Raw genomic sequence first — 22,706 nt, forward strand, 5'->3', positions numbered from 1 at the left:
TCGGTCGGAGCGTTACGTGGACCTGAGGGGATTTGAACCCCTGGCCCCCTCGATGCGAACGAGGTGCGCTACCGGACTGCGCCACAGGCCCTTGCAACGAGTGAAACTCTAGCATCCCGATCGGCGTGCTCGGAAATCCGCTCCGGGACTGGTCAGAGGGGTCACTCGTTGGCGGCGCGCGGCCGGTCGCCGTCCTCGTACTGGTCGAAGAGCGGGGTGCGGCCCCGCTCGCGGGAGCGGCGGGCGGAGGCGCTGCGCCGGGCGTCGCCCCGCGCGTCCTCCGGGCGCTCCTCGGCCGGTGCCGGATCGGCCACCGGGGCCTCGGGGCGCTGGTCCGGGGTGACGGCGCTGGAGCGGGCCGAGCTCCAGGTGCCGGGAGCACCCAGGTCCACGTCGGCGGTGGCACGCGGGGCGACCGGCGCGGTCACGTACGTGGGCAGCGGCACCGGCACCGGGTCCCAGCTCTCGCCGTGTCCGGGGCGGCGCTGCCGCTCGCGCTGCTGGTCGACCCATTCGGCGTGGTCGGTCTGCTCCACCAGGGCGCGCCGGTCGGCGGCGAGGGCGGCGGACAGAGCGGGGTCGGTGTGCGGCCCCGTTCCCTCCTCCGGCTCGTCGGCGACGACGGCCGCCTCGGCGGCCGCGCGGCGGCGCGGCTGGCCGGCGCGTTCACGCAGCCGGGCGGCCGCGTCCTCGGCGCTCCTGCGGTCCATCTGGAAGGCGAACCGGCGCCGTTCCTGCCGTCGCAGATAGCCGATGTACGCGCTGAGCAGCACAGCCGGCACCGCGGGCACCCACAGGAGGGCCAGGCCCCCCACCGCGGCGGCGATGGCGCCGACGGTGAAGGCGAGGAACAGCAGCACGGTGGTGCGCCGTCTGCGGGCGAGCACCTTCGTGCGCTGGGCGCGCGCCGCGGCCGCCTGCGCCGAGGGCGTGCGCCGGGCGGGGACGTGTTCGGGTTCGGGCGCCTGGGCGTGGCGGGACGGATACGCCTGCGCGGAGGGCGACTTGGGGGCCGCGGGGGCCACCTGGTCGCGCGGGGCTTCCGCCCGCACCTGCCGCTCGGGCTCGGTGTCCGCCCGGACCTGACGGCGCGTCGGAGGCACGGCGAAGTCCCGGACGTCCACCGGGTCGGTGGCGACGTCCGGGTCACCGGCGTCCGGCTCCCCCTCCTGGGTGGAGCGCGCCCGCAGGTCCTTGGCGTACCGGCGCTCCATTCCCGCCCTTCCGGACAGCAGCCGGATGGCGGTGCTGAAGCGTTCCGTCGGACGGGCCTCGTTCAGCTCGTCCTGCCTACGGAGCCACATCGGCACCAAGTAGGCGGCCCAGGCCCCGACAATGACTGCGTAGATGAGGCCGCTGCTGCTCACGACTCACACGGTAGAGGGGTTTGCTCGGGGCCATCCGCCAATTGAGCCGGTGTGTCGCACGATCTGGCTGATATTTCCAGCTTTTTTTGCGACCGATGCGATCAGCGGACCGTCGAAGGGGGGAATTGAATGCCCGGAGACGGTAACGAGATGGTCGCCCCGGGCATTAATTCGAACAGATATTCAATTTCCGGTGCTGTTCGCATTCCCCGGCTGTCCGGGCCGCGCCGCGCGCGTGCGCCGCCAGCGGTCGACCAGGCCGCCGGGGACCTCCTCGGCGGTGAGCGCGTAGACCATGTGGTCCCGCCAGGCGCCGTCGATGTGCAGATAGCGCGGCCGCAGACCCTCCTCGCGGAAGCCGAGCTTCTCCACCACGCGCCGGCTGGGCCTGTTCTCTGGGCGGATGCAGACCTCCAGGCGGTGCAGCCCGACCGCGCGGAAGCAGTGGTCGGACACGAGCGCGACGGCCGTGGGCATCACCCCGCGCCCGGCGACCGACTGGTCCACCCAGTAGCCGATGTGCCCGGAGCACATGGAACCCCAGGTGATCCCGGCGACCGTGAGCTGGCCCACCAGGCGCCCCTGGTACTCGATGACGAACGGCAGCATCCGGCCCGCCGTCGCCTCGGAGCGCAGATGCCGGATCATCTGGCGGTAGGTGGGCCGGTGCGCGATCGGCCCGGCCTGGGTGGGCGGCGGGATGGTCGCCTCCCAGGGGCGCAGCCAGTCCCGGTTGCGCCGGTTGACCTCGCGCCAGGCGCGCTGGTCGCGCACCCTTATCGGCCGCAGGACGACATCGCCGTCCACCAGCACCACGGGCCAGGATCTGCCGGTCAGCTCGCACCCCCGGCGCCCGCGTGGCCCGGTGCGTCGGGCCGGGGGTGGTCACCGCCGCGGATCTGGTCGACGGCGTGCCGCAGCAGCGGCTCCAGCACGGCGAGTCCGTCGCGCACCCCGCCGCTCGAACCGGGCAGGTTCACGATCAGCGTGCCGCCCGCGACCCCGGCCAGGCCCCGCGAGAGCGCGGCGGTGGGCACCTTCTCGCGCCCGTACGCCCGGATCGCCTCGGCGATGCCCGGTACCTCGTGGTCGAGGACCGCGCGGGTGGCCTCGGGGGTGCGGTCGGTGGGCGAGATGCCGGTGCCGCCGGTCGTGACGACCGCGTCGTATCCGGCGGCCACGGCCGCGCGCAGGGCGGCCTCGACCGGGTCGCCGTCCGGGACCACCTGCGGGCCGTCCACGGTGAAGCCGAGGCGGGTGAGGCCCTCGGCGACGGCGGGGCCGCCCTTGTCGGCGTAGACCCCGGCGGAGGCGCGGTTGGAGGCGGTGACGACCAGCGCGCGGTACGCGGTGCCGGTCACGCCCGGCTCCAGTGACCGGACTTGCCGCCCGTCTTCTCCTCCACCCGCACGTCGGTGATGACGGCGCCCTTGTCGACCGCCTTCACCATGTCGACCACGGTGAGCGCGGCGACCGAGACGGCGGTGAGGGCCTCCATCTCCACGCCGGTGCGGTCGGTGGTCTTCACGGTGGCCAGGATCTCCACGCCCTCGTCCGTGACGGCGAGGTCCAGCGTCACACCGGAGACCGACAGCGGGTGGCAGAGCGGGATCAGGTCCGGGGTGCGCTTGGCGCCCATGATGCCCGCGATCCGGGCGGTGGCCAGGGCATCGCCCTTGGGCACCCCCTCACCGCGCAGCAGCTCGACCACGCGCGGGGACACGAGCACCCGGCCACTGGCACGGGCGGTGCGCGCGGTCACTTCCTTCCCGGATACGTCGACCATGCGGGCCGCGCCCGCCTCGTCGATGTGCGTCAGTCGGTCGTGCGTACTCATGGTGTGCGGTGCTTCCCGTTCGCGGCCCGCCGGCGCGGGCGATGCGCGGGCCTCCTGTGCGCGCCACGGTACCGCCAAGTCGCCTCGGACACCGGCCCGGGACCCTCTCACCGCCCCGGGCGGGGCGGTGGGAGGTCAGCCGAGCAGGACGACCTCGACCTCGGTGCCGTCCTCGGCCTCCGTCACGTCCTCGGGGAGCACGATCAGCGCGTTGGCGTGGGCCAGCGCGGCGATCAGATGGGAGCCGCTGCCCCCCACGGGGGTGACCTCGCCGTCCGCGTGGTTGCCGCGCAGGAACTGGCGGCGGCCCTCGGGCGAGCGCAGCGGCCCGTCCACCGCGAGGGTGGCCCGGACGCGCGGCCGGTGGACGTCCGGAAGACCCATCAGGGCGCGGATGGCGGGGCGTACGAACAGCTCGAAGGAGACGTACGACGACACCGGGTTGCCGGGCAGGGCCAGCAGCGGGGTGTGGTCGGGGCCCACCGCGCCGAAGCCCTGGGGCTTGCCGGGCTGCATGGCGAGCTTGCGGAAGTCGACTCCGCCGCCCTCCTCCTCGCCGACCTCGGTGAGCGCCTCCTTGACCACGTCGTACGCGCCGACGCTGACCCCGCCGGTGGTGACCAGCAGGTCGGCGCGGACCAGCTGGTCCTCGATGGTGGAGCGCAGCACGTCCGCGTCGTCCGCGACCGCGCCGACCCGGTAGGCGATGGCGCCCGCGTCCCGGGCGGCGGCGGTGAGGGCGAAGCTGTTGGAGTCGAAGATCTGGCCGTGCTCCAACGGCTCGCCCGGCTGGACGAGTTCACTGCCGGTGGACATCACGACGACACGCGGGCGCGGCCGCACCCGGACCGTGCCCCGGCCGATCGCGGCGAGCAGCGCGATCTGGGACGGCCCGAGGACCGTGCCCGCGGCGAGTGCCCGGTCACCGGCGCGTACGTCGCTGCCGCTGGGCCGGACATGGGCCCCCGTCCCGGCGGGCCGGAAGACCCGGACCTGGCCCTCGGCGCCCTCGGGCGCCTGGGCGCGGGCGCGCATCCCGCTCGCCGGGCCGCCGCCGAGCCCGGCGTCCGTCCACTCGACGGGGACGACGGCCTCGGCGCCGGGCGGCAGCGGGGCGCCGGTCATGATGCGCGCGGCCTGGCCGGGGCCGACCTGGACCGGGGCGGCGTCGCCGGCGGCGACGTCGCCGACCACGTCCAGGACCGCCGGGTACTCCTCGCTCGCACCGGTCACGTCCGTGACCCGTACCGCGTAACCGTCCATGGAGCTGTTGTCGAAGGGCGGCAGGGACACCGGCACCATGACGTCGTCGACCAGCGCACAGCCCTGCGCGTCGGGGAGCTGGAGCTCGATGGGGTCGAGCGGGCGGACGGTGCTGAGAATGTCCTCCAGGTGCTCGTCCACCGACCACACGTGGTCCGGTCCGACGGGACGGTTCGCGGCGGTGCTCAACGTTCCTGCATCTCCTCGGCGACGAAACTGCGCAGCCAGGTCCTGAAGTCCGGGCCCAGGTCCTCACGTTCGCACGCGAGACGGACAATGGCACGCAGGTAGTCGGCGCGGTCGCCGGTGTCATAGCGGCGGCCCTTGAAGACGACGCCGTGCACCGGACCGCCGACCTTCTCGTCCTCCGCGAGCTGCTGGAGGGCGTCGGTGAGCTGGATCTCGCCGCCCCGGCCGGGCTCGGTCTTGCGCAGTATGCCGAAGATGTGCGGGTCGAGGACGTAGCGGCCGATGATGGCGTAGTTGGACGGGGCGTCCGCCGGGTCGGGCTTCTCGACCAGGCCGGTGATCTTGACTACGTCGCCCTCGCCGGTGGCCTCCACGGCGGCACAGCCGTAGAGGTGGATCTGCTCGGGGGCGACCTCCATCAGCGCGATCACGCTGCCCCCGTGCTGCTCCTGGACATCGATCATGCGCTGGAGGAGCGGGTCGCGGGGGTCGATCAGGTCGTCGCCGAGGAGGACCGCGAAGGGCTCGTGCCCGACGTGCGGGGCGGCGCAGAGCACGGCGTGGCCGAGACCCCTCGGGTCGCCCTGGCGGACGTAGTGCATGGTGGCCAGGTCGCTGGACTCCTGGACCCTGGCGAGGCGGTCGGCGTCGCCCTTCTTGTCGAGCGCGGACTCCAGCTCGTAGTTGCGGTCGAAGTGGTCTTCCAGGGGGCGCTTGTTGCGTCCGGTGACCATCAGCACGTCCTCAAGGCCGGCCGACACCGCTTCCTCGACGACGTACTGGATCGCCGGCTTGTCCACGACCGGCAGCATCTCCTTGGGGGTGGCCTTCGTGGCGGGCAGGAAACGGGTGCCGAGCCCGGCTGCCGGAATGACAGCCTTGCTGATCCTGGGGTGCGACTGAGTCATGCGCGCCACTCTAACCGGTGTCCTTTGCGGTGAATCCCCTGCTCCGCTTAGGTGAAGGTGATAGGGGGAGAACGACAGAAAGCCGAGCCGATCCGTGAAATACGACCACCCTTCCGCCGCCCCCGACAAGCGGGAGCTCCGTCGCGAACTCCTGGCCGCCAGAAGGGAATTGGGGCAGGAGGAACGGTCGGAATCGGGAACCGCCCTCGCCGCGCACGCCCTCCTGCTCCCCGAGCTCGCCGAGGCGCGCACGGTCGCCGCGTACGTCTCCGTGGGCACCGAGCCCGGTACCGCCGAGCTGCTGGAGGCGCTGCGCCGAAGAGGCACCCACGTGCTCCTGCCCGTACTGCTCCCCGACGACGATCTCGACTGGGGCCCGTACACCGGACCCGGCTCGCTGGCGGTGGTGCGGTACGGCGGGCGGATGGAGCTGGCCGAGCCCACCGGGCCGCGCCTCGGGCCCGACGCGGTGACGGAGGCGGACGTGGTGCTGCTGCCGGGCCTCGCGGTGGACGGGCGCGGGATGCGGCTGGGGCGGGGCGGGGGGTCGTACGACCGGGTGCTCGCGCGCCTGGAGCGCGCGGGCGCGCGCCCGGCGCTCGTGGTGCTGCTGTACGGCACGGAGGTGGTGGCCCGGGTGCCCGCCGAGGCGCACGACCGCCCGGTGCACGCCGTGGTGACCCCGGGCGGGGTACGCCGGTTCGCGCGCCCCTGAGCGCCCCCGGTACGCGAGAAGGCCCGCCACGCGCGCGTGGAGGGCCTTCTGGCGGTTGCCGCGGTCAGCGGCTCACGGCCGCAGGTTCAGCGTGTCCTTCGTGCTGCCGTCGACCGACTCGGCCGAGAAGGACCAGGGCAGCAGATCGCCGTCGGCCCACTTGTCGGTCTGGTCGGTGTAGTGGGCGTTGAAGGCGTGCCCGGAGGCGCCGCTGAGGTTGATCCAGCGGGACTTGTCGAGGTCGGCCAGGTTGACGACCATGCGCATCGACGGCACCCACACCACCCCGTAGCCCCCGGCGGCGTTCCAGCCGGTGGCGTTGACGGTGGCCTCGCCCCCGCTGAGCTTCCAGGGGCCCCGGTTGAGCGCGTACTGGAGCAGCTCCGGGCCCTGGAGTCCGAGGGTCTGGTTCTTCAGGAACAGCCGGTGCAGCCGGCCCCAGCTCCAGGTGTCGATGTCCTTGCCGAGCTTGGCGGTCAGCTCCCAGCGGGCGTCGATCATGGCGCGGGTGAACAGCTCGTCGCGGTTCTGCGCGGCCGGGCGGTTGCCCGACTTGGGCGCCTGCCACCACGGGCTGTCCGGCTTGTCCATGAGCGTGCGCACGACCTCGAACCAGCGGTCGCCGCCGTCCGGCTGCGCCTGGTCGGCGTCCCGCTGACCGCACTCGCGGACCTTGGTCCGGTCGTCCAGCGGGCCGGTGCTGCCCGCGCGCTCCACCCACAGGCACTGGTTCTTGGCGCGCAGCTCCTTGGGGAGCTTGTCGCCGAAGCCGAGCTTGAGGATGTTGCGCCACACGGCGTTGAAGTAGGCGGCCGCGGCCGAGTCGGCGTCCTGGGTGTAGTCCCAGCCCTCCAGCAGCTTCTGCGCCTTGCGGACCTCGGGGTCGTCCAGGTCCAGCTTCAGCAGCTTGGGCACCAGCAGCTTGGCGATCTCGCTGCTGTTGTCGAGCTGCATCTGGCGCATGTCGTCGGTGGAGACCTTGCCGCCGTCCCTGATCTTGGACTCGATCAGGTCGGCGATGCGCTGGCTGCGGGTGCCGTAACCCCAGTCGGTGGTGAGGGTGTACGGGTACTTGTCCTTGTCCACCACGGCCTGGTTGGCGGTGACGATGTAGCCGCGCTTCGGGTTGTACTCGTACGGCAGCTCGTCCTGGCCGAGGAAGCCGGTCCAGCGGTACTTGGAGTCCCAGCCCGGCGCCGGCACCGAGCCGTCGTCGCCCGTGGCGCGGGTGGGGATCTTGCCGGGCAGGGTGTAGCCGATGTTCTCGGAGTCGGCGTAGATCAGGTTCTGGGACGGCACGTCGAAGAGCGCGGCGGCCTTGCGGAAGCCGGTCCAGTCGGACGCCTTGTCCATGGCGAACACGGCGTCCATCGAGGTGCCGGGGTCGAGCGCGGTCCAGCGCAGCGCGATGCCGTAGCCGTCGCCGCGGTCGGGGGCGGCGGTGTCGACGCCGGCCTTGCGGCCGACCTCCACCAGCTCGTCGTCGCGGTCGGAGAGGAGCGGCATGCCGTCGGCGGTCTGGCGTACGACGATCTTCTTGGACGCGCCCCCGGCGACCTTGATGGTCTCCTCGCGGGTGCGGAAGGGGCGGACCTTGCCGTCGGAGAGGTAGCCGTCGCCGGAGATCTTCTCCAGGTAGAGGTCGCTGACGTCGACTCCGGAGTTGGTCATGCCCCAGGCGATGCTGCCGTTGTGGCCGATGACCACGCCGGGCATGCCCGCGAAGGTGTAGCCCGCCACGTCGTACTGGCACTTGCTGGAGACGTTCCGGCAGTGCAGGCCCATCTGGTACCAGACCGAGGGCAGCGACGCGGAGAGGTGCGGGTCGTTGGCGAGCAGCGGCTTGCCGGTGATGGTGTGCGCGCCGGAGACGACCCAGGAGTTGGAGCCGATGCCCTGGCCGTTGACGCCGACGGCGGTGGGGAGGTCGTCGAGGACCTTGGTGAGGCCGGTGAGCTGGCCGGTGAGGCCGGTACCCGTGCCGGTGCCGGTGCCGGTGCCACCGGCGGTGCCGGTCGTGCCCTGGGTGCCGGTGCCGGTGCCGCCGGTCGTGCCCGTCGCGCCCTGGGTGCCCGTGCTGGTCCCCGACGGGGCGCCGGCCTGTTGGAAGGTCTTGCCCAGCGCGCTGTACTGGCCCTCGCGCACGATCGGCTTGTTCCGGTCGTAGGGGTAGTCCGGGTACAGCTCGCGGATCTGCTGCGGGGTCAGGCGGCTGGTCATCAGAGCGCGGTCGGTCTCGTCGCGCATGTTGCCGCGCAGGTCCCAGGCCATCGCCTTCAGCCACGCGACGGAGTCGACCGGGGTCCACTCGGCGGGCGTGTAGTCGTTGGTGAACCCCAGGGCCGCGTACTCCAGGGAGATGTCCTGGCCGTCCTTGCCCTTGAGGTAGGCGTTGACCCCCTTGGCGTACGCCTGGAGGTACTTCTTCGCGGAGGCCGACAGCTTGGTGTCGTACTCCTGCTTCGCCACCCGGTCCCAGCCCAGGGTGCGCAGGAACGCGTCGTTCTTGACCTGGCTCCTGCCGAACATCTCCGACAGGCGGCCGGAGGTGAGATGGCGGCGCACGTCCATCTCGTAGAACCGGTCCTGCGCCTGCACGTAGCCCTGGGCCATGAACAGGTCGGCGTCGGAGGAGGCGTAGATCTGCGGGATGCCGTAGCCGTCGCGCTTGACGTCGACGGGGCCGGAGAGGCCCTCGAGCGTGACCGATCCCTTGGTCTGCGGGAAGGAGGCACGCACCGTGCTGATGGACCAGAACGCCCCGAAGGCTATGCCTCCGATGAGGGCCAGGACCAGCAGAATCACGACAAGTCGGGCTTTGCGCCCCTTCTTCCTGCCGGACGTGCCGGGCTTGTCACCCGATGTGGCGGTGGTGTTGGGGGGCATCGCTGTCCTTGCTGTCCTCACGCGAGCGGCAGGCGGGGCTGTGACTTTGAATGAGCGCTGGAGCAACCATAGGCGCAGGCCCCGGAACCACTTGACGCGGAGTCGGGAAGGAGCGCGCACGGGCGTTCGATCTTGCCAAGCCGAGCGTCAAGGAAGCGTCAAGAGTTAGGTAAGGTAACGAAGTAGTCGGGTGCGGTCCGCCGCCCCTCGGTGTCTTGTGTACGCGAGCCCACGTGCGCCCCCGCGCGGGCCAAAGAAGGGATGCGCCGCTGACTGTCCACCACCTCAACCAGCTCCTGTTCGCCTGCTCGCTGGTCCTCCTGGTCGCGGTCGCGGCCGTGCGGATCTCCTCGCGCAGCGGGCTCCCCAGCCTGCTCGTCTACCTCGGGATCGGCGTCCTCATGGGCTCCGACGGCGTGGGGAACATCCACTTCGACAACGCAGAACTGACCCAGGTCATCGGGTACGCGGCCCTGGTCGTGATCCTGGCCGAGGGCGGTCTCGGCACGAAGTGGAAGGAAGTGCGGCCGGCCCTGCCGTCCGCCTCCGTGCTGGCGACGGTGGGCGTCGCGGTGAGCGTCGGCGCGACGGCCGCGGGCGCGCACTATCTGGTCGGTCTGGAATGGCGGCAGGCGTTCATCATCGGCGCGGTGGTGTCCTCGACGGACGCGGCGGCCGTCTTCTCCGTCCTGCGCAAGATCCCGCTGCCCTCGCGGGTGACGGGCACGCTGGAGGCGGAGTCCGGCTTCAACGACGCCCCGGTGGTCATCCTGGTCGTCGCCTTCTGCCAGGCCGGTCCGGTGGAGCACTGGTACGTCCTGCTGGCCGAGATCGTGCTGGAGCTGGCCATCGGCGCCGCCCTGGGTCTCGCGGTGGGCTTCCTCGGCTCCTGGGGGCTCAAGCACGTCGCCCTGCCGGCCTCCGGTCTCTACCCGATCGCCGTGATGGCCATCGCCGTCACCGCGTACGCGGCCGGCGCGCTGGCCCACGGCAGTGGCTTCCTCGCCGTCTATCTGGCCTCCATGGTGCTGGGCAACGCCAAGCTGCCGCACTGGCCGGCCACGCGCGGCTTCGCGGAAGGACTCGGCTGGATCGCGCAGATCGGCATGTTCGTCCTGCTCGGCCTGCTGGTGACCCCGCACGAGCTGGGCGACGACGTGGTGCCCGCGCTGATCATCGGACTGGTGCTGACCATGGCGGCCCGGCCGCTGAGCGTGGTGCTGAGCCTGACCCCCTTCCGGGTGCCGTGGCAGGAGCAGGCGCTGATGTCCTGGGCGGGGCTGCGTGGCGCGGTGCCCATCATCCTGGCGACCATCCCCATGGTGAGCGGGGTCGAGGGCAGCCGCCGGCTGTTCAACATCGTCTTCGTGCTGGTCGTCGTCTACACCCTGGTCCAGGGGCCGACCCTGCCCTGGCTGGCCCGCAAGCTGCGGCTCGGCGAGGAGGGCGAGGCGTCCGACCTCGGCATCGAGTCGGCGCCGCTGGAGCGGCTGCGCGGCCATCTGCTCTCGCTCACCATCCCGGACGACTCCCGGATGAACGGCGTGGAGGTGGGCGAGCTGCGGCTGCCGCCGGGCGCCGCCGTCACGCTGGTCGTCCGGGACGGCAAGTCCTTCGTGCCCTCCCCCACGACCGTCCTGCGGCGCGGGGACGAACTGCTGGTGGTCGCCACCGACCCGGTCCGCGACCAGGCCGAACGCCGGCTGCGCGCGGTCGCCCAGGGCGGCAAGCTGGCCGACTGGCTGGGCACCGGCGGCACGGAGCACCGGCACTGAGGGTGCTGGTTCTCACAGGTTCGGGCGGCGGGGGGCGCCTGTACGATCAGGGCATCTGATCGAACCAACTCTGTCCGATTCGTCTGACGCAGAGCTGGCGCGACCGTATGGCGGCCGGACCTCAGCAGTTCCACCGGTATCTACCGCAGTTCCGCGCGCAAGAGGACGGCTCTCGGTGCCCCCCGCACGGGCGCGCTACCAGGCGGAAGAGAGGCACGGGCCGTGGCATCCACGGTCACCACCGAGCGGCCGGCGCGTCCGGGCTACGGGCAACTGCTGCGCACCAAGGGCGCGTGGACCTTCCTGGTCCCCGGCTTCGCGGCACGTCAGCCGTTCGCCATGCTCACCATCTCCATCGTGCTGCTGGTGCGGCACACCACCGGCTCGTACGGCGTGGCCGGTGCCGCCGCGGCCGTCACCGGGGTCTCCATGGCCCTCTTCGCTCCGTACAGCGGCCGCCTGGCGGACCGGTACGGCCAGCGGGCCGTACTGATGCCCGGTGTCGTCCTGCACACGGCCGCGGGGCTCACCCTGACCGCCCTCGCGCTGGCGCACGCCCCCCTGTGGGCACTGTTCGCGGCGGCGGTGCCGACCGGTGCCTCGGTGCCGCAGGTCGGCCCGATGGTCCGGGCCCGCTGGGGCACGCGGCTGAAGGGCTCGCCGCTGATGAGCACGGCGGCGGCCTTCGAGTCGGTCACCGACGAGCTGACCTTCGTCGTCGGCCCCCTGCTGGCGACCGCGCTGTGCACGGCCCTCACCCCTTCGGCGGGACTGGTCACGGAGGCCGCGCTGACCCTGGTCGGCGGCCTGCTGTTCGCCGCCCAGCGGGGTACGCAGCCGCCGGTGCCGCCGCGCGGTGAGGAGACGGCGGACGCCGGGCACGCGCGCGTGTCCGCCCTCCGGGTGCCCGGCGTACGGGTGCTGATCGTGACGTTCCTCGGCATCGGCGCGGTCTTCGGCGGGATGCAGGTCTCGCTGGCCGCGTTCACCGAGTCCATCGGCAGGCCCGGTCTGAACGGCGTCCTCTACGGCGTCTTCGCCGCCGGGAACATGCTCTCCGGGGTGGTCTGCGGCGCGGTCGCCTGGAAGTCGTCGCCCCGGCGCCGGCTCATGGCCGGGTACGCGGCGCTCGCGCTGGCCACCTCCGCGCTGTGGACGGTGCACTCGGTGCCGCTGCTGGCCGGGCTGGGCCTGCTGGTCGGCATGTGCATCGCCCCCTCGCTGATCACGGGGTACACCCTGGTGGAGGACCTGGTGCCGGTGGGCGCCCGGACGGAGGCGTTCACCTGGCTGACGGGCGCGGTGGCGCTGGGCCAGGCGGCCGCCGTGACGGTGGCGGGACAATGGGAGGACCGGCTGTGGGACGGCGCCGGGTTCCTGGTCCCGATGGCCGGGACCGTACCGGCGCTGGCGACGATCGTCGCCCTGCGTTCCCTGCTGGTGGCGCGGGCCCGGAACCGTACCGTGGCGCGTGGCGTCGGTCACCGCGAGCCGGTCACGGTGGACTGATCCACGGGAATGCGTCACTATGGAGCATCGTTAGCACTCATTGAGTGAGAGTGCCAGGAGGAAGACAGTGCCGACCTACCAGTACCAGTGCAAGGACTGCGGAGAAGGCCTCGAAGCGGTGCAGAAGTTCACCGACGACGCCCTGACCGAGTGCCCGAGCTGCGGTGGCCCCTTGAAGAAGGTGTTCTCCGCCGTCGGCATTGTCTTCAAGGGCTCCGGCTTCTACCGCAACGATTCGCGCGGTGCGTCGTCGACCAGCAGCCCGGCCGCGAAGTCGTCTTCGTCGTCCTCGGACGCGAAGTCCTCGTCCTCGTCGTCGTCCGCCTCGTCGTCTTCGTCGTCGTCTTCTTCGACGTCGTCCTCGGCCGGCTCCGCCGCCTGAGAACCCCGCCTTTCGAAGACCCTGCCGTCATCCGACGGCGGGGTCTTCGGCACGGGTGCGCGCGGGTGGTCCTGGTGGCCCGTTTCGGGGGCCCGTTAGGGTGCTGGGCATGGCGAACGCAGAGATCGGCGTAATCGGCGGGTCGGGCTTCTACTCGTTCCTGGACGACGTGACCGAGGTACAGGTGGACACCCCTTACGGGGCGCCCTCCGACTCCGTCTTCGTGGGCGAGGTCGCGGGCCGCCGGGTGGCCTTCCTGCCCCGGCACGGACGCGGGCACCACCTTCCGCCGCACCGCATCAACTACCGGGCCAACCTGTGGGCGCTGCGTTCGCTGGGCGTCCGGCAGGTCCTCGGGCCGTGCGCGGTGGGCGGACTGCGGCCGGAGTACGGGCCGGGCACGCTGCTGGTGCCGGACCAGATGGTCGACCGCACCAAGACGCGCCAGCAGACCTTTTTCGACGGCCTCCCCCTGCCGGACGGCACGGTGCCCAACGTGGTGCACGTGTCGCTGGCCGACCCCTACTGCCCGACCGGGCGGAGTGTGGCGCTGAAGGCGGCCCGTGGGCGGGACTGGACCCCGGTCGACGGCGGCACGCTGGTCGTGGTGGAGGGGCCGCGCTTCTCCACCCGCGCCGAGTCGCTGTGGCATCAGGCGCAGGGGTGGTCGGTGGTCGGGATGACCGGGCATCCGGAGGCGGCTCTCGCCCGTGAGCTGGAGCTCTGCTACACCTCGCTGACCCTGGTCACCGATCTCGACGCGGGCGCGGAGACCGGTGACGGGGTGTCCCACGACGAGGTGCTGCGGGTGTTCTCGGCGAACGTGGACCGGCTGCGGGGGGTGCTGTTCGACGCGGTGGCGGGGTTGCCGGCCACCGGCGAGCGGGACTGTCTGTGCGTGGGGGCGCTCGGGGGGATGGAGCCGGGCATCTCGTTGCCGTAGGGCTCCCGGGGTGGGGCTCCCTCCTCGTTCGGGTGACGGAGTTCTCCACAACCGGTGGGTGGTCCACGGGCTCCGGCGGGATTTCGCGGGGCGGGTCATCGTGGGGATCGCAGAGCGTTCCCTCGTCACAGGTGGTGATCCAGATGTCCGTGAACCCGAACACCGTCCCCGCTCCCGCCCTCCCGGTGCCACGCCCGCTCGGGACCGATGCCCCGGCGACCCGTGAGGTCCCCTTCTTCCCACCCCTGCGGGTGCGGGGCGGGGGCCCAGGGGCGGGGCGGCTGGCGCGGCACCGGGGCCGGGCGGTCGCCGCGGGGCTGGCGGTGACGGCGGCCGCGCTGGTCGCGGCCGGCCCTCGCTCCCCGGGCGGCGGCACTCCCTCCGCCGAGCGGCCCCGAGGACATCCGGCCGCCGATCCGGTGCGGGGGCACGCCCCGGGCGAGCTGGTGCGGGCGCCGGTCCGCATCGCCGACGCGGCCGCGGTGCGGCTGCTGCGTCCCGGTGACCGGGTGGACGTGGTCGCGGCGGAGGAGCGCTCGGCGTCGGCGGGGGGCGGGCCGGCGCGGGTGCTGGCGCGCGGGGCCCGGGTGGTCCGGCTGCCGGAGCCGCTGGAGCGCGTGCCGGGTGAGGGAAGCGTCACTGAGGGGGCGCTGGTCGTCCTGGCGGTTCCCCGGGCCACGGCGGCTCGGCTGGTGGGGGCGAACCCCATGGCCAGGCTGGCGGTGACGCTGTGGTGAGCCTTGTCGGTCGCATCTGTGGAAGCGCGCGGTCAAGTCGCTCGATCGAGCGACGGGATTGGACAGGGTGGCCGCACCGTGACGTAGGTTGCGGAGCGCTCTGTTCCCCAGCCTGTGTACACGACGAGGAGACTCACCGCGGTGAACGCGAAGAAGGAAGCGGCGAGCATTCTGGACGGCTTCAAAGCCTTCCTGATGCGTGGCAACGTCATCGACCTGGCGGTCGCCGTGGTCATCGGTGCCGCCTTCACCAGCATCGTGAACTCGGTGGTGAAGGGGGTCATCAACCCGCTGGTCGGGGCAATCGGCACGAAGAACCTGGATCACTACACCTACTGCCTGAAGGACCCCTGCAAGCCGGGGGCGGACGGCAGCGCCGAGGGCGGCGTGCAGATCCTCTGGGGCTCGGTGGCCGGTGCCGCGCTGAACTTCGTGATCACCGCCGCGGTGGTGTACTTCCTGATGGTGCTGCCGATGTCGAAGTACCTGGCCCGGCAGGAGGCCCGCAAGCAGGCCCGCACGGGCAAGACGGAGCCGGAGCCGATCCCCGTGACCGAGCTGGAGGTCCTCCAGGACATCCGCGACCTGCTGGTCGCCCAGCGCACCGGCACCGTGGACGGCGTGGTCAGGCAGCAGCGCCCGGCCGGGCCGGACGGGCGTTAGCCCTCCGTACCGTTCAGAGCGTTCAGAGGTGGTGGGGCGGCTTCTCGTCGAGGAAGCGCCTGAGGTCGGCGGCGCTGTCGCCGGCCGGACGCTCGCCCCACCCCCGGTCGGTGTCGTCCGAGGACTGCTGGTTCAGCGGGTCGTCGAAGACGAGCGCGGCCTTCGGGTCGCGCGGCTCGGGTGCGGGGGCGTCACTCATGCCTCCAGAGTACGGTCCGCCACCCGGAACACTTCGGCGCCCGCCGAACGGACCCGTTCCTAGGCTCGCACCCATGAGCAGTCACACGGCGATCGAGCCGAGCATCCTCTACTTCGGCACCCCCGTGGTGCTGCTGTCCACGGAGAACGAGGACGGCACCTTCAACCTCGCCCCCATGTCCTCGGCGTGGGCGCTGGGCCGCACGGTCGTCCTCGGCCTGGGCCGCGACGGCCAGACCGCCCGCAACCTCCTCGCCCGCCCCGACCTGGTCATCAATCTCCCCGCCCCGCACCAGTGGCCGGCGGTGGAGCGCCTGGCCCCCCTCACCGGCCGCGACCCGGTCCCGCCGACGAAGGCGGCCGGCTGCCGCTTCGAACCGGCCAAGTTCGCCGCGGCGGGCCTCGGCGAGGAGCCCTCCCACACCGTCCGCCCGCCCCGCGCGGCCGAGTGCCCCCTCCACCTGGAGGCCCGCGCCGAACGCGTCCGCCCCGACCTCTCCGGCGACTGCGTCATCGTCGAGTCGACGGTCCTGAAAGTCCACGCGGCCCCCGAGCTGCTGATCCCCGGCACCCAGCACATAGACCCCGCGGCCTGGAGCCCGCTGATCTACAACTTCCGCCACTACTTCGGCCTGGGCCCGGAACTGGGCAGTTCCTACCGCACGGAGACGCCGCGCGCGGCCGGTGTCGGCTGAGGGGGGCGTGCCGGGGGGAGGTAGGGGAGGAAGAGGCGCAAGGGGACGGAAATGCCTTGGCGCGCACGGGATTTCGGTCGCCGATCGGGAACTCTTCGGCCGTGCCCGGCGTTTACTCCAGTACGTTTCTCGGTTCCCGGACACGATGTCCGACCGAGGGGCTACGGTATGCACCCACCAGGTGACATGCAGCGACGCCGGGAGACACCTTGAGCGTTCCGTACGAGACGGCGGAGTACGAGTCCGCCCAGTCGCCCGAGTCTCCGGAGGAGCACCTCGCGCGACTCCTCGGCCGTGCCCTGAACTCGTTCGAGCTGCCCGACGAGGTGCTGAGAGAGCTGGACTGCGCGCTGGCGCACGACAGTTCGCTGCACTCAGCGCACCACAGCGCGGGCCTGCACCGCGAGACGTACCGGCACACCTGGCTGCTCGCGGACGGCTCGGCGGTCACCCTCTGGGAGCTGGCGCACAACACCGCGCCGGGCGCGGAGGCCCAGCACGAGGTGTACCTCGACGAGGAGGAGCTGCACACCGCCACGGCACGCCTGGCCCTGCCGTACGACACCTCGGACTTCGAGCTGCCGGTGCTGACCGAGCTGGGTGCCGTGCCCGAGCCCCGGCACGCGTACGTGGCGGACAACTCCCCCGACCACGCCCGCAGGCTGCTGCGCCGGGCGGAGAACCCGGACCGTCCCGGCGACGAGCTGGCGGCGCTGCTGGCCACGGCGGAGGCGCACGAGATCACCCAGGCGTTCGGCCGTCCCGGCCGGACCGCGCGGGCCGGGGTGAGCTTCGCGCTGTACGAGCACGCGTTCCTGCTGCGGGACGGCCGGGAGGTCTCCCTATGGGAGGTCGAGCACACCGCGACCCCCGACGGCCGTCACATGTGCGAGGTGTACACCACGCCGGAGGCGGCACGCGAGGCCATGGAGCACCGCGCGGCCCGGCACGGCTGACGCCCCGCCCACGCACCGCGTCCCCCCGGCGGGTTCGCCGAGGGGACGCGACCGTGGGGACGGGACCGGGGGGTGCTCAGGCGGCGACCGGCTGCTCGCTCCCCTTCTCCCCCGCCGCCGCCCCTTCCGCCGAACCGGCGGCCGGGGTGCCCTGGGCCGGCTTGCGCATGCCCTTGAGGACGACCACCAGGGCGGTGCTGACGCAGACGCCCGCGGCGATGGCGAGGAGGTAGAGGAACGGGTTGCCGATCAGCGGGACCACGAAGACGCCGCCGTGCGGAGCCCGCAGCGTGGCCCCGAACATCATCGACAGCGCGCCGGTGACCGCGCCGCCCGCCATCGCGGACGGGATGACCCGCAGCGGGTCGGCCGCGGCGAAGGGGATGGCGCCCTCGGTGATGAAGGAGGCGCCCAGCACCCAGGCGGCCTTGCCGTTCTCTCGCTCGGCCGGGGTGAAGAGCCTGCCGCGCACGGTGGTGGCCAGGGCCATCGCCAGCGGCGGGACCATACCGGCGGCCATCACCGCGGCCATGATCTTCATCGCCGAGTCACTGGGGGCGGCGACGGCGATCCCGGCGGTGGCGAAGGTGTAGGCCACCTTGTTGACCGGGCCGCCCAGGTCGAAGCACATCATCAGGCCGAGGAGGGCGCCGAGCAGGACGGCGTTGGTGCCGGTGAGGCCGCTGAGCCAGTCGGTCATGCCCTTCTGGGCGGCGGCGATGGGCTTGCCGATCACCACGAACATCAGGAAGCCGACGACCGCCGAGGAGATCAGCGGGATCACCACCACCGGCATGATGCCGCGCATGGCCGCCGGGATGTTCACCCGCTGGATCGCCAGCACCACACCACCGGCGATCAGACCGGCCGCGAGGCCGCCGAGGAAGCCCGCGTTGATGCTGAGCGAGATCGCGCCGCCGACGAAGCCGGGGACGAGGCCGGGCCGGTCGGCCATGCCGTAGGCGATGTACCCGGCGAGCACCGGGATCAGGAAGTTGAACGCCATGCCGCCGATCTGGAACAGCAGCGCGCCCCAGCTGTCGGACTGGGTCCACACGAAGTGGTCCATGACGGAGGGCGCCTTGTTCACCGTCCAGCCACCGATGGCGAAGCCCAGGGCGATGAGCAGACCGCCCGCCGCGACGAAGGGGACCATGTAACTGACACCGGACATCAGCCACTTGCGCAGCTTGGTGCCGTAGCCCTCGGTGGAGTCGCCCGCGCGGTCCACGGGGGTGGCGGCCGCACCGGCGGGGGCGGTCCTCTCGCCGCGCTCCGCCTTGGCGCGGACCTCGGCGATGAGTTCGGCGGGGCGGTTGATGCCCGCCTTCACGCCGACGTCCACCGTGGGCTTGCCCGCGAAGCGGTCCTTCTCGCGCACCGGCACGTCGTGGGCGAGGACCACGCCGTCCGCCGCCGCGATCACCGCCGGGTCTAGCCGGGTGAACCCCGCCGAGCCCTGCGTCTCGACGGCCACCTCGACGCCCGCCTCCCGGCCGGCGTTCTCCAGCGACTCGGCGGCCATGTACGTGTGGGCGATGCCGGTGGGGCAGGAGGTGACGGCGACGATGCGGAACGGGCGCTCGCCCGAAGGCTCCGGTGTCTCCGGGGCAGTACTGCCCGCCGCGGCGCCGGCGGAGGCCGCCGCCGGCGCCGTGGCGGTGTCCTTGTCGGCCCCCGCGCCGGAGGCGGCCGCACCCTCGGCAGCGTCGGCCGGAGTCACGTCCCCCCGTACCAGCGACGCCGCGGTCTCCGCGTCGGAGACCGCCCGCAGCGCGTCCGTGAACTCGGCGTTCATGAGCTGCCGGGCCAGCGAGGAGAGGATCGTGAGGTGGGCGTCGTCCGCCCCGGCCGGGGCCGCGATCAGGAAGATCAGGTCGGCCGGACCGTCCGCCGCGCCGAAGTCGATCCCGGCCGGGCTGCGCCCGAAGGCGAGCGTCGGCTCGGTGACGTGCTCGCTGCGGCAGTGCGGGATGCCGATGCCGCCGTCGAGACCGGTCGGCATCTGGGCCTCGCGGGCGGCCACGTCGGCGAGGAAACCCTCCAGGTCGGTCACCCGCCCCTTGGCCACCATGCGCTCGGCGAGGGCACGCGCCGCCGCTTCCTTGCTCTCGGCGGACAGGTCGAGGTCGACCAGGTCCGCGGTGATCATCTCGCTCATCGCGGGCTCCTTTGCTCGCGTATCGCCCTGCTGTGTGGGGTGGGCGCACCGTGGATGGGGACGTGGGGGTGGGGACAAGTGGGCGGTCGGTACGGGCCGTTCACGACACCGGCTCTCATGACGCCGGCTCTCATGACACCGGCTCCGTCAGCACCAGGTCGAGCGGCACGTCCGAGGTGACCGTGACCGAGGCGGGGTCCAGATCGGCGGGCGTCGGCATCACGCTGCCCGGCAACCTCACCGCCGCAGCCCCGTGGGCCACGGCGGAGGCGAGGGCCTCAGGCCCGCTCCCCCCGGCGATCAGGAACCCGGCGAGCGAGGAGTCCCCCGCGCCGACATTGCTGCGGACGGCGGCCACGCGGGCGGTGCCGAACCAGGCGCCCTCGCCGTTCACCAGCAGCTGCCCGTCGGCGCCCAGGCTGGCCAGCACCGCGCGGGCGCCCATCGCCCGCAGTTCCTCGGCCGCCTTGACCGCGTCGCCCACGGTGGACAGCCGGCGGCCGACGGCGGCGGACAGCTCCTCGGCGTTGGGCTTGACCACGTCGGGCCGGGCCCGCAGCGCCTGGAGCAGGGCCGGTCCCGAGGTGTCCAGGGCGATACGGACGCCGCCGGAGTGGGCGCGGGCGACGACATCGGCGTACCAGGACGGGGCGAGGCCCAGCGGGAGGCTGCCGCAGCAGGCGATCCAGTCGGCGTCGGCCGAGTGTGTGCGCACGGCGCCGAGGAGCGACTCCTCCTCGGCCGGGGTCAGCTCCGGACCCGGCGCGTTGATCTTCGTCAGGACGCCGTCCGCCTCCGCGAGCGCGATGTTGGACCGGGTGGCCCCGGCGACCGGCACGGGTGCGACGTCGATGCCCTGGGCGTCGAGCAGCTCGGCGATGAGAGCGCCCGGGGCACCGCCCAGGGGCAGGACGGCGAGGGTGCGCCGGCCGGCTGCGGCGACCGCGCGGGAGACGTTGACGCCCTTGCCGCCAGGGTCCATGCGCTCGCCGGAGGCGCGGATGACCTCGCCGCGCTCCAGGACGGGGACCTCGTAGGTGCGGTCCAGGGACGGGTTGGGGGTGACGGTGAGGATCATGCGCGTACCACTTCCGTGCCGCCGCGCTCGATGACGGCCGCGTCTTCGGGGCTGAGCCCGCTGTCGGTGATCAGCAGGTCCACGTCGCCCAGGTCGCCGAAGCGGGCGAAGTGCTCCTGGCCGTACTTGGCGGAGTCCGCGAGCAGGACGACCCGGCGGGCGGCGGCCACGGCCGCGCGCTTGACGGCGGCCTCGGCGAGGTCGGGGGTGGTCAGACCGTGCTCGGCGGAGAAGCCGTTGGCGGCGACGAAGGCGACGTCGGCCCGGATCTCGCCGTACGCCCGCAGGGCCCAGGCGTCGACGGCGGCGCGGGTGCGGTTGCGGACCCGGCCGCCGACCAGGTGGAGCTGGAGCCCGGGGTGGTCGGCGAGGCGGGCGGCGATCGGCAGGCTGTGGGTGACGGCGGTGAGCGTCGCCTCCAGCGGGATCGCGGCGGCCAGCCGGGCCACGGTGGTGCCCGCGTCGAGGATCACCGTGCCGTCGACGGGGAGCTCGGCGAGGGCCGCCTTGGCGATGCGGTCCTTCTCGTCGGCGGCGGTGGACTCACGCTCGCTGAGGTCGGGCTCGAAGTCGAGGCGGCCGGCCGGGATGGCACCGCCGTGCACCCGGCGGACCAGGCCCGCCCGGTCGAGGGCCTTCAGGTCACGGCGGATGGTCTCCGCCGTCACCTGGAACACCTCGGCCAGCGACAGCACGTCCACCCGGCCGCCGTCACGGGCGAGCCGGAGGATCTCCTGCTGACGCTCCGGTGCGTACATGTCCGCCTGCCTCCGAGCCTCGGCCACCGTCCCGACTCATGCCCGAACGTGTGGTTTCACTGCGAGGCTACGCCCGAGTTTCCGGAAAGTAAACGGGTTCGGGCTCCATTCGGACATGAACGGAACTCCGGCAGGCGGACCCGGACACGCTCAGCGCTCAGGCCTCCACCAGCTCCCGCTCCTCGGCGGGCTCGCTCACACCCTCCACCTGCTGCGCGGGCCGCTTCGGCAGCGCCGACATCAGCAGGAAGATCACGCCCATGACCCCGGCCACCCACCACAGCGCGTGCTGGAAGGCGCCCACGAAGGCCGGACCGACCTGCGCCGGGGTGAGCCGGTCGGCGATCCGCCCGAAGAAGACGACGGACACCAGGCCGAGCCCGAGCGCGTTGCCCATCTGCTGCACGGTGTTGATCAGGCCGGAGGCCGATCCGGCGTGCTCGCGCGGCACCTCGGAGAGCACCGCGTCGGTCAGCGGGGCCACGATCAGGCCCATGCCGGCGCCCATCACCACCAGCGGGAGCGCCATCTGCCAGGAGGCGATGGCGAGGCCGTACCGGTCGGACTCCCAGATGTAGAGGAGCACGCCGAGTCCCATCGTCAGGGCGCCGGCCTGGAGCACCTTGCGCCCGAAGCGCGGCACGAGGAACTGCACGGACAGCGCGGCCGCCGTCGACACCGCGAGCGAGAAGGGCACCCCGGTGAGCCCGGCGCGCAGCACGCCCCAGCCGAGTCCGATCTGCATGTACAGCGTCCAGACCAGGAAGAAGACGCCGAGCGCGACCCCGAACACGGTCTGTACGGCGATCCCGGCGGCGAAGCTGCGCACCCGGAACAGGGACAGCTCGACCAGCGGGGAGCCGTCGCGGGCCGCCTTGCGCCGCTCGTAGGCGACCAGTGCGGCGAAGACCGGGAGCGAGCCCGCCATCAGCAGGTGGCCCCAGAGCGGCCAGCCCAGCTCGCGGCCCCGGGTGAGGGGGTAGAGCAGCATCAGCAGGCCCAGGGTGACCAGGGCGACGCCGACGAGGTCCAGCTTGAGGGCGCGGGGTGCGCGGGACTCGGTGATGAAGCGGCGGCCGAGCAGCACGGCGGCGATGCCGACGGGCAGGTTGATCAGGAAGATGGGCCGCCACTCGAGGCCGAACAGGTTCCACTCGGTCAGCAGGGCGCCGAGCAGCGGGCCGGAGACCGCGCCGAGGCCGACGACGGCGCCGAACAGCCCGAAGACCTTGCCGCGTTCGTGGGCGGGGAAGGTGGCGTGCACGATGGAGAGGACCTGCGGGACCATCATCGCGGCCATGCCGCCCTGCAGGATGCGGGCCGTGACCAGCATCGCCGGGTCGACCGCGAAGCCGCACAGCGCCGAGGCGAGCGTGAAGCCGCCGACCCCGAGCAGGAACAGCCGCCTGCGGCCGTGGATGTCACCGAGGCGCCCGCCGGTGATCAGACCGGCCGCGAACGCCAGGGCGTACCCCGCGGTGATCCACTGGATCTGGCTGAACGAGGCGCCCTCGTCCCGCTGGATGGAGGGGATGGCTATGTTCACGATCGTCACGTCGACGAGGTCCATGAAGGCCGCGGTCATCACGATGGCGAGCGCGATCCAGCGGCGCCGGTCCGCGCCGGAGGTCTGTTCCGTTGAGGTCATGTACGCCACGCTAGTGACCCAGTAGGACAGGACGTGTC

The 22,706-nt window shown here is 72.6% G+C and carries 21 protein-coding genes and 1 tRNA gene; 9 read left to right on the forward strand and 13 right to left on the reverse strand.

The features are described from left to right. Positions 1-17: 17 nt before the first annotated feature. The 7 genes from EV284_RS27355 to galU all read right to left on the reverse strand — a co-directional run bounded on the left by EV284_RS27355 (position 18) and on the right by galU (position 5,564). A tRNA-Ala gene (locus EV284_RS27355) sits at positions 18-91 on the reverse strand. Between the two features lie 70 nt (positions 92-161). Continuing rightward, a complete protein-coding gene (gene glpR, locus EV284_RS27360; protein WP_130338751.1) occupies positions 162-1,367 on the reverse strand; it encodes a gephyrin-like molybdotransferase receptor GlpR in 1,206 nt (401 codons plus the stop codon). A 183-nt stretch (positions 1,368-1,550) separates the two neighbouring features. After that, a complete protein-coding gene (locus EV284_RS27365; RefSeq protein ID WP_130338753.1) occupies positions 1,551-2,183 on the reverse strand; it encodes a GNAT family protein in 633 nt (210 codons plus the stop codon). Positions 2,184-2,200: 17 nt separating this feature from the next. After that, positions 2,201-2,728, reverse strand: coding sequence for a MogA/MoaB family molybdenum cofactor biosynthesis protein (locus EV284_RS27370; RefSeq protein ID WP_130338755.1), 528 nt, complete (start codon positions 2,726-2,728; stop codon positions 2,201-2,203). Continuing rightward, positions 2,725-3,204, reverse strand: a complete 480-nt coding sequence (moaC, locus tag EV284_RS27375; RefSeq protein WP_030814523.1) for a cyclic pyranopterin monophosphate synthase MoaC — start codon at positions 3,202-3,204, stop codon at positions 2,725-2,727. The genes EV284_RS27370 and moaC overlap by 4 nt, the downstream gene beginning before the upstream one ends. A gap of 135 nt (positions 3,205-3,339) precedes the next feature. Next, a complete protein-coding gene (glp, locus tag EV284_RS27380) occupies positions 3,340-4,656 on the reverse strand; it encodes a gephyrin-like molybdotransferase Glp (protein ID WP_130338757.1) in 1,317 nt (438 codons plus the stop codon). Next, a complete protein-coding gene (galU, locus tag EV284_RS27385; RefSeq protein ID WP_130338759.1) occupies positions 4,653-5,564 on the reverse strand; it encodes a UTP--glucose-1-phosphate uridylyltransferase GalU in 912 nt (303 codons plus the stop codon). Before galU ends, glp begins: the two co-directional genes overlap by 4 nt. Before the next feature lie 94 nt (positions 5,565-5,658). Between galU and EV284_RS27390 the strand changes: the two genes are divergently transcribed. Further along, positions 5,659-6,279, forward strand: coding sequence for a 5-formyltetrahydrofolate cyclo-ligase (locus tag EV284_RS27390; protein WP_130338761.1), 621 nt, complete (start codon positions 5,659-5,661; stop codon positions 6,277-6,279). Positions 6,280-6,351: 72 nt separating this feature from the next. On the opposite strand, the gene EV284_RS27395 is transcribed toward EV284_RS27390, so the two are convergent. After that, entirely contained in the window at positions 6,352-9,165 is a 2,814-nt protein-coding gene (locus EV284_RS27395; protein ID WP_130338763.1) for a penicillin acylase family protein, read from the reverse strand. A gap of 233 nt (positions 9,166-9,398) precedes the next feature. Between EV284_RS27395 and EV284_RS27400 the strand changes: the two genes are divergently transcribed. The 6 genes from EV284_RS27400 (at position 9,399) to mscL (ending at position 15,174) form a co-directional block, all read left to right on the forward strand. After that, positions 9,399-10,940, forward strand: coding sequence for a potassium/proton antiporter (locus tag EV284_RS27400; protein ID WP_130338765.1), 1,542 nt, complete (start codon positions 9,399-9,401; stop codon positions 10,938-10,940). A 222-nt stretch (positions 10,941-11,162) separates the two neighbouring features. Next, positions 11,163-12,449, forward strand: coding sequence for an MFS transporter (locus tag EV284_RS27405; RefSeq protein WP_130338767.1), 1,287 nt, complete (start codon positions 11,163-11,165; stop codon positions 12,447-12,449). A 67-nt stretch (positions 12,450-12,516) separates the two neighbouring features. Then, positions 12,517-12,831 (forward strand): FmdB family zinc ribbon protein, encoded by a 315-nt coding sequence (locus tag EV284_RS27410; protein WP_130338770.1) that lies wholly within the window; start codon positions 12,517-12,519, stop codon positions 12,829-12,831. A 109-nt stretch (positions 12,832-12,940) separates the two neighbouring features. Beyond that, positions 12,941-13,774 (forward strand): S-methyl-5'-thioadenosine phosphorylase, encoded by an 834-nt coding sequence (locus tag EV284_RS27415; RefSeq protein WP_130338772.1) that lies wholly within the window; start codon positions 12,941-12,943, stop codon positions 13,772-13,774. Positions 13,775-13,917: 143 nt separating this feature from the next. Next, positions 13,918-14,511, forward strand: coding sequence for an RcpC/CpaB family pilus assembly protein (locus EV284_RS27420; RefSeq protein ID WP_130338774.1), 594 nt, complete (start codon positions 13,918-13,920; stop codon positions 14,509-14,511). Between the two features lie 141 nt (positions 14,512-14,652). Then, entirely contained in the window at positions 14,653-15,174 is a 522-nt protein-coding gene (gene mscL, locus EV284_RS27425; RefSeq protein ID WP_130338776.1) for a large conductance mechanosensitive channel protein MscL, read from the forward strand. 22 nt (positions 15,175-15,196) lie between these two features. On the opposite strand, the gene EV284_RS32850 is transcribed toward mscL, so the two are convergent. Continuing rightward, positions 15,197-15,373: a hypothetical protein gene (locus tag EV284_RS32850; protein ID WP_086695572.1), complete on the reverse strand. Its 177-nt coding sequence runs from the start codon at positions 15,371-15,373 to the stop codon at positions 15,197-15,199. Between the two features lie 73 nt (positions 15,374-15,446). Between EV284_RS32850 and EV284_RS27430 the strand changes: the two genes are divergently transcribed. Together EV284_RS27430 and EV284_RS27435 are read left to right on the forward strand one after the other, a co-directional pair. Next, complete coding sequence (locus EV284_RS27430) at positions 15,447-16,067, forward strand: flavin reductase family protein (protein ID WP_130338778.1); 621 nt, start codon at positions 15,447-15,449, stop codon at positions 16,065-16,067. A 209-nt stretch (positions 16,068-16,276) separates the two neighbouring features. Then, the gene (locus tag EV284_RS27435; protein ID WP_130338780.1) at positions 16,277-17,023 is read left to right on the forward strand and encodes a DUF6227 family protein; all 747 of its coding nucleotides are present in this window, start codon (positions 16,277-16,279) and stop codon (positions 17,021-17,023) included. A 76-nt stretch (positions 17,024-17,099) separates the two neighbouring features. On the opposite strand, the gene EV284_RS27440 is transcribed toward EV284_RS27435, so the two are convergent. From EV284_RS27440 to EV284_RS27455, 4 genes are all read right to left on the reverse strand, one after another. Beyond that, positions 17,100-19,184: a fructose-specific PTS transporter subunit EIIC gene (locus EV284_RS27440; protein WP_130338782.1), complete on the reverse strand. Its 2,085-nt coding sequence runs from the start codon at positions 19,182-19,184 to the stop codon at positions 17,100-17,102. Between the two features lie 130 nt (positions 19,185-19,314). Further along, positions 19,315-20,262 (reverse strand): 1-phosphofructokinase, encoded by a 948-nt coding sequence (pfkB, locus tag EV284_RS27445; protein WP_130338784.1) that lies wholly within the window; start codon positions 20,260-20,262, stop codon positions 19,315-19,317. Continuing rightward, on the reverse strand, positions 20,259-21,020 hold the full coding sequence (locus tag EV284_RS27450) for a DeoR/GlpR family DNA-binding transcription regulator (RefSeq protein ID WP_130338786.1): 762 nt from the start codon (positions 21,018-21,020) through the stop codon (positions 20,259-20,261). The genes pfkB and EV284_RS27450 overlap by 4 nt, the downstream gene beginning before the upstream one ends. 157 nt (positions 21,021-21,177) lie before the next feature. Next, on the reverse strand, positions 21,178-22,668 hold the full coding sequence (locus tag EV284_RS27455) for an MFS transporter (RefSeq protein ID WP_130338788.1): 1,491 nt from the start codon (positions 22,666-22,668) through the stop codon (positions 21,178-21,180). Positions 22,669-22,706 lie beyond the last annotated feature (38 nt).

Origin of the sequence: Streptomyces sp. BK022 (genome assembly GCF_004217355.1) — a bacterium.
Classification (GTDB): Bacteria; Actinomycetota; Actinomycetes; order Streptomycetales; family Streptomycetaceae; genus Streptomyces; species Streptomyces griseoluteus.

Bases quoted from the DNA above. Each gene is read 5' to 3' on its own strand.
- EV284_RS27455 (WP_130338788.1), bottom strand. From the start codon at position 22,668: ATGACCTCAACGGAACAGACCTCCGGCGCGGACCGGCGCCGCTGGATC.
- EV284_RS27420 (WP_130338774.1), top strand. From the start codon at position 13,918: ATGTCCGTGAACCCGAACACCGTCCCCGCTCCCGCCCTCCCGGTGCCA.
- EV284_RS27415 (WP_130338772.1), top strand. From the start codon at position 12,941: ATGGCGAACGCAGAGATCGGCGTAATCGGCGGGTCGGGCTTCTACTCG.
- EV284_RS27430 (WP_130338778.1), top strand. From the start codon at position 15,447: ATGAGCAGTCACACGGCGATCGAGCCGAGCATCCTCTACTTCGGCACC.
- pfkB (WP_130338784.1), bottom strand. From the start codon at position 20,262: ATGATCCTCACCGTCACCCCCAACCCGTCCCTGGACCGCACCTACGAG.
- galU (WP_130338759.1), bottom strand. From the start codon at position 5,564: ATGACTCAGTCGCACCCCAGGATCAGCAAGGCTGTCATTCCGGCAGCC.
- EV284_RS32850 (WP_086695572.1), bottom strand. From the start codon at position 15,373: ATGAGTGACGCCCCCGCACCCGAGCCGCGCGACCCGAAGGCCGCGCTC.
- EV284_RS27395 (WP_130338763.1), bottom strand. From the start codon at position 9,165: ATGCCCCCCAACACCACCGCCACATCGGGTGACAAGCCCGGCACGTCC.
- moaC (WP_030814523.1), bottom strand. From the start codon at position 3,204: ATGAGTACGCACGACCGACTGACGCACATCGACGAGGCGGGCGCGGCC.
- EV284_RS27440 (WP_130338782.1), bottom strand. From the start codon at position 19,184: ATGAGCGAGATGATCACCGCGGACCTGGTCGACCTCGACCTGTCCGCC.
- EV284_RS27450 (WP_130338786.1), bottom strand. From the start codon at position 21,020: ATGTACGCACCGGAGCGTCAGCAGGAGATCCTCCGGCTCGCCCGTGAC.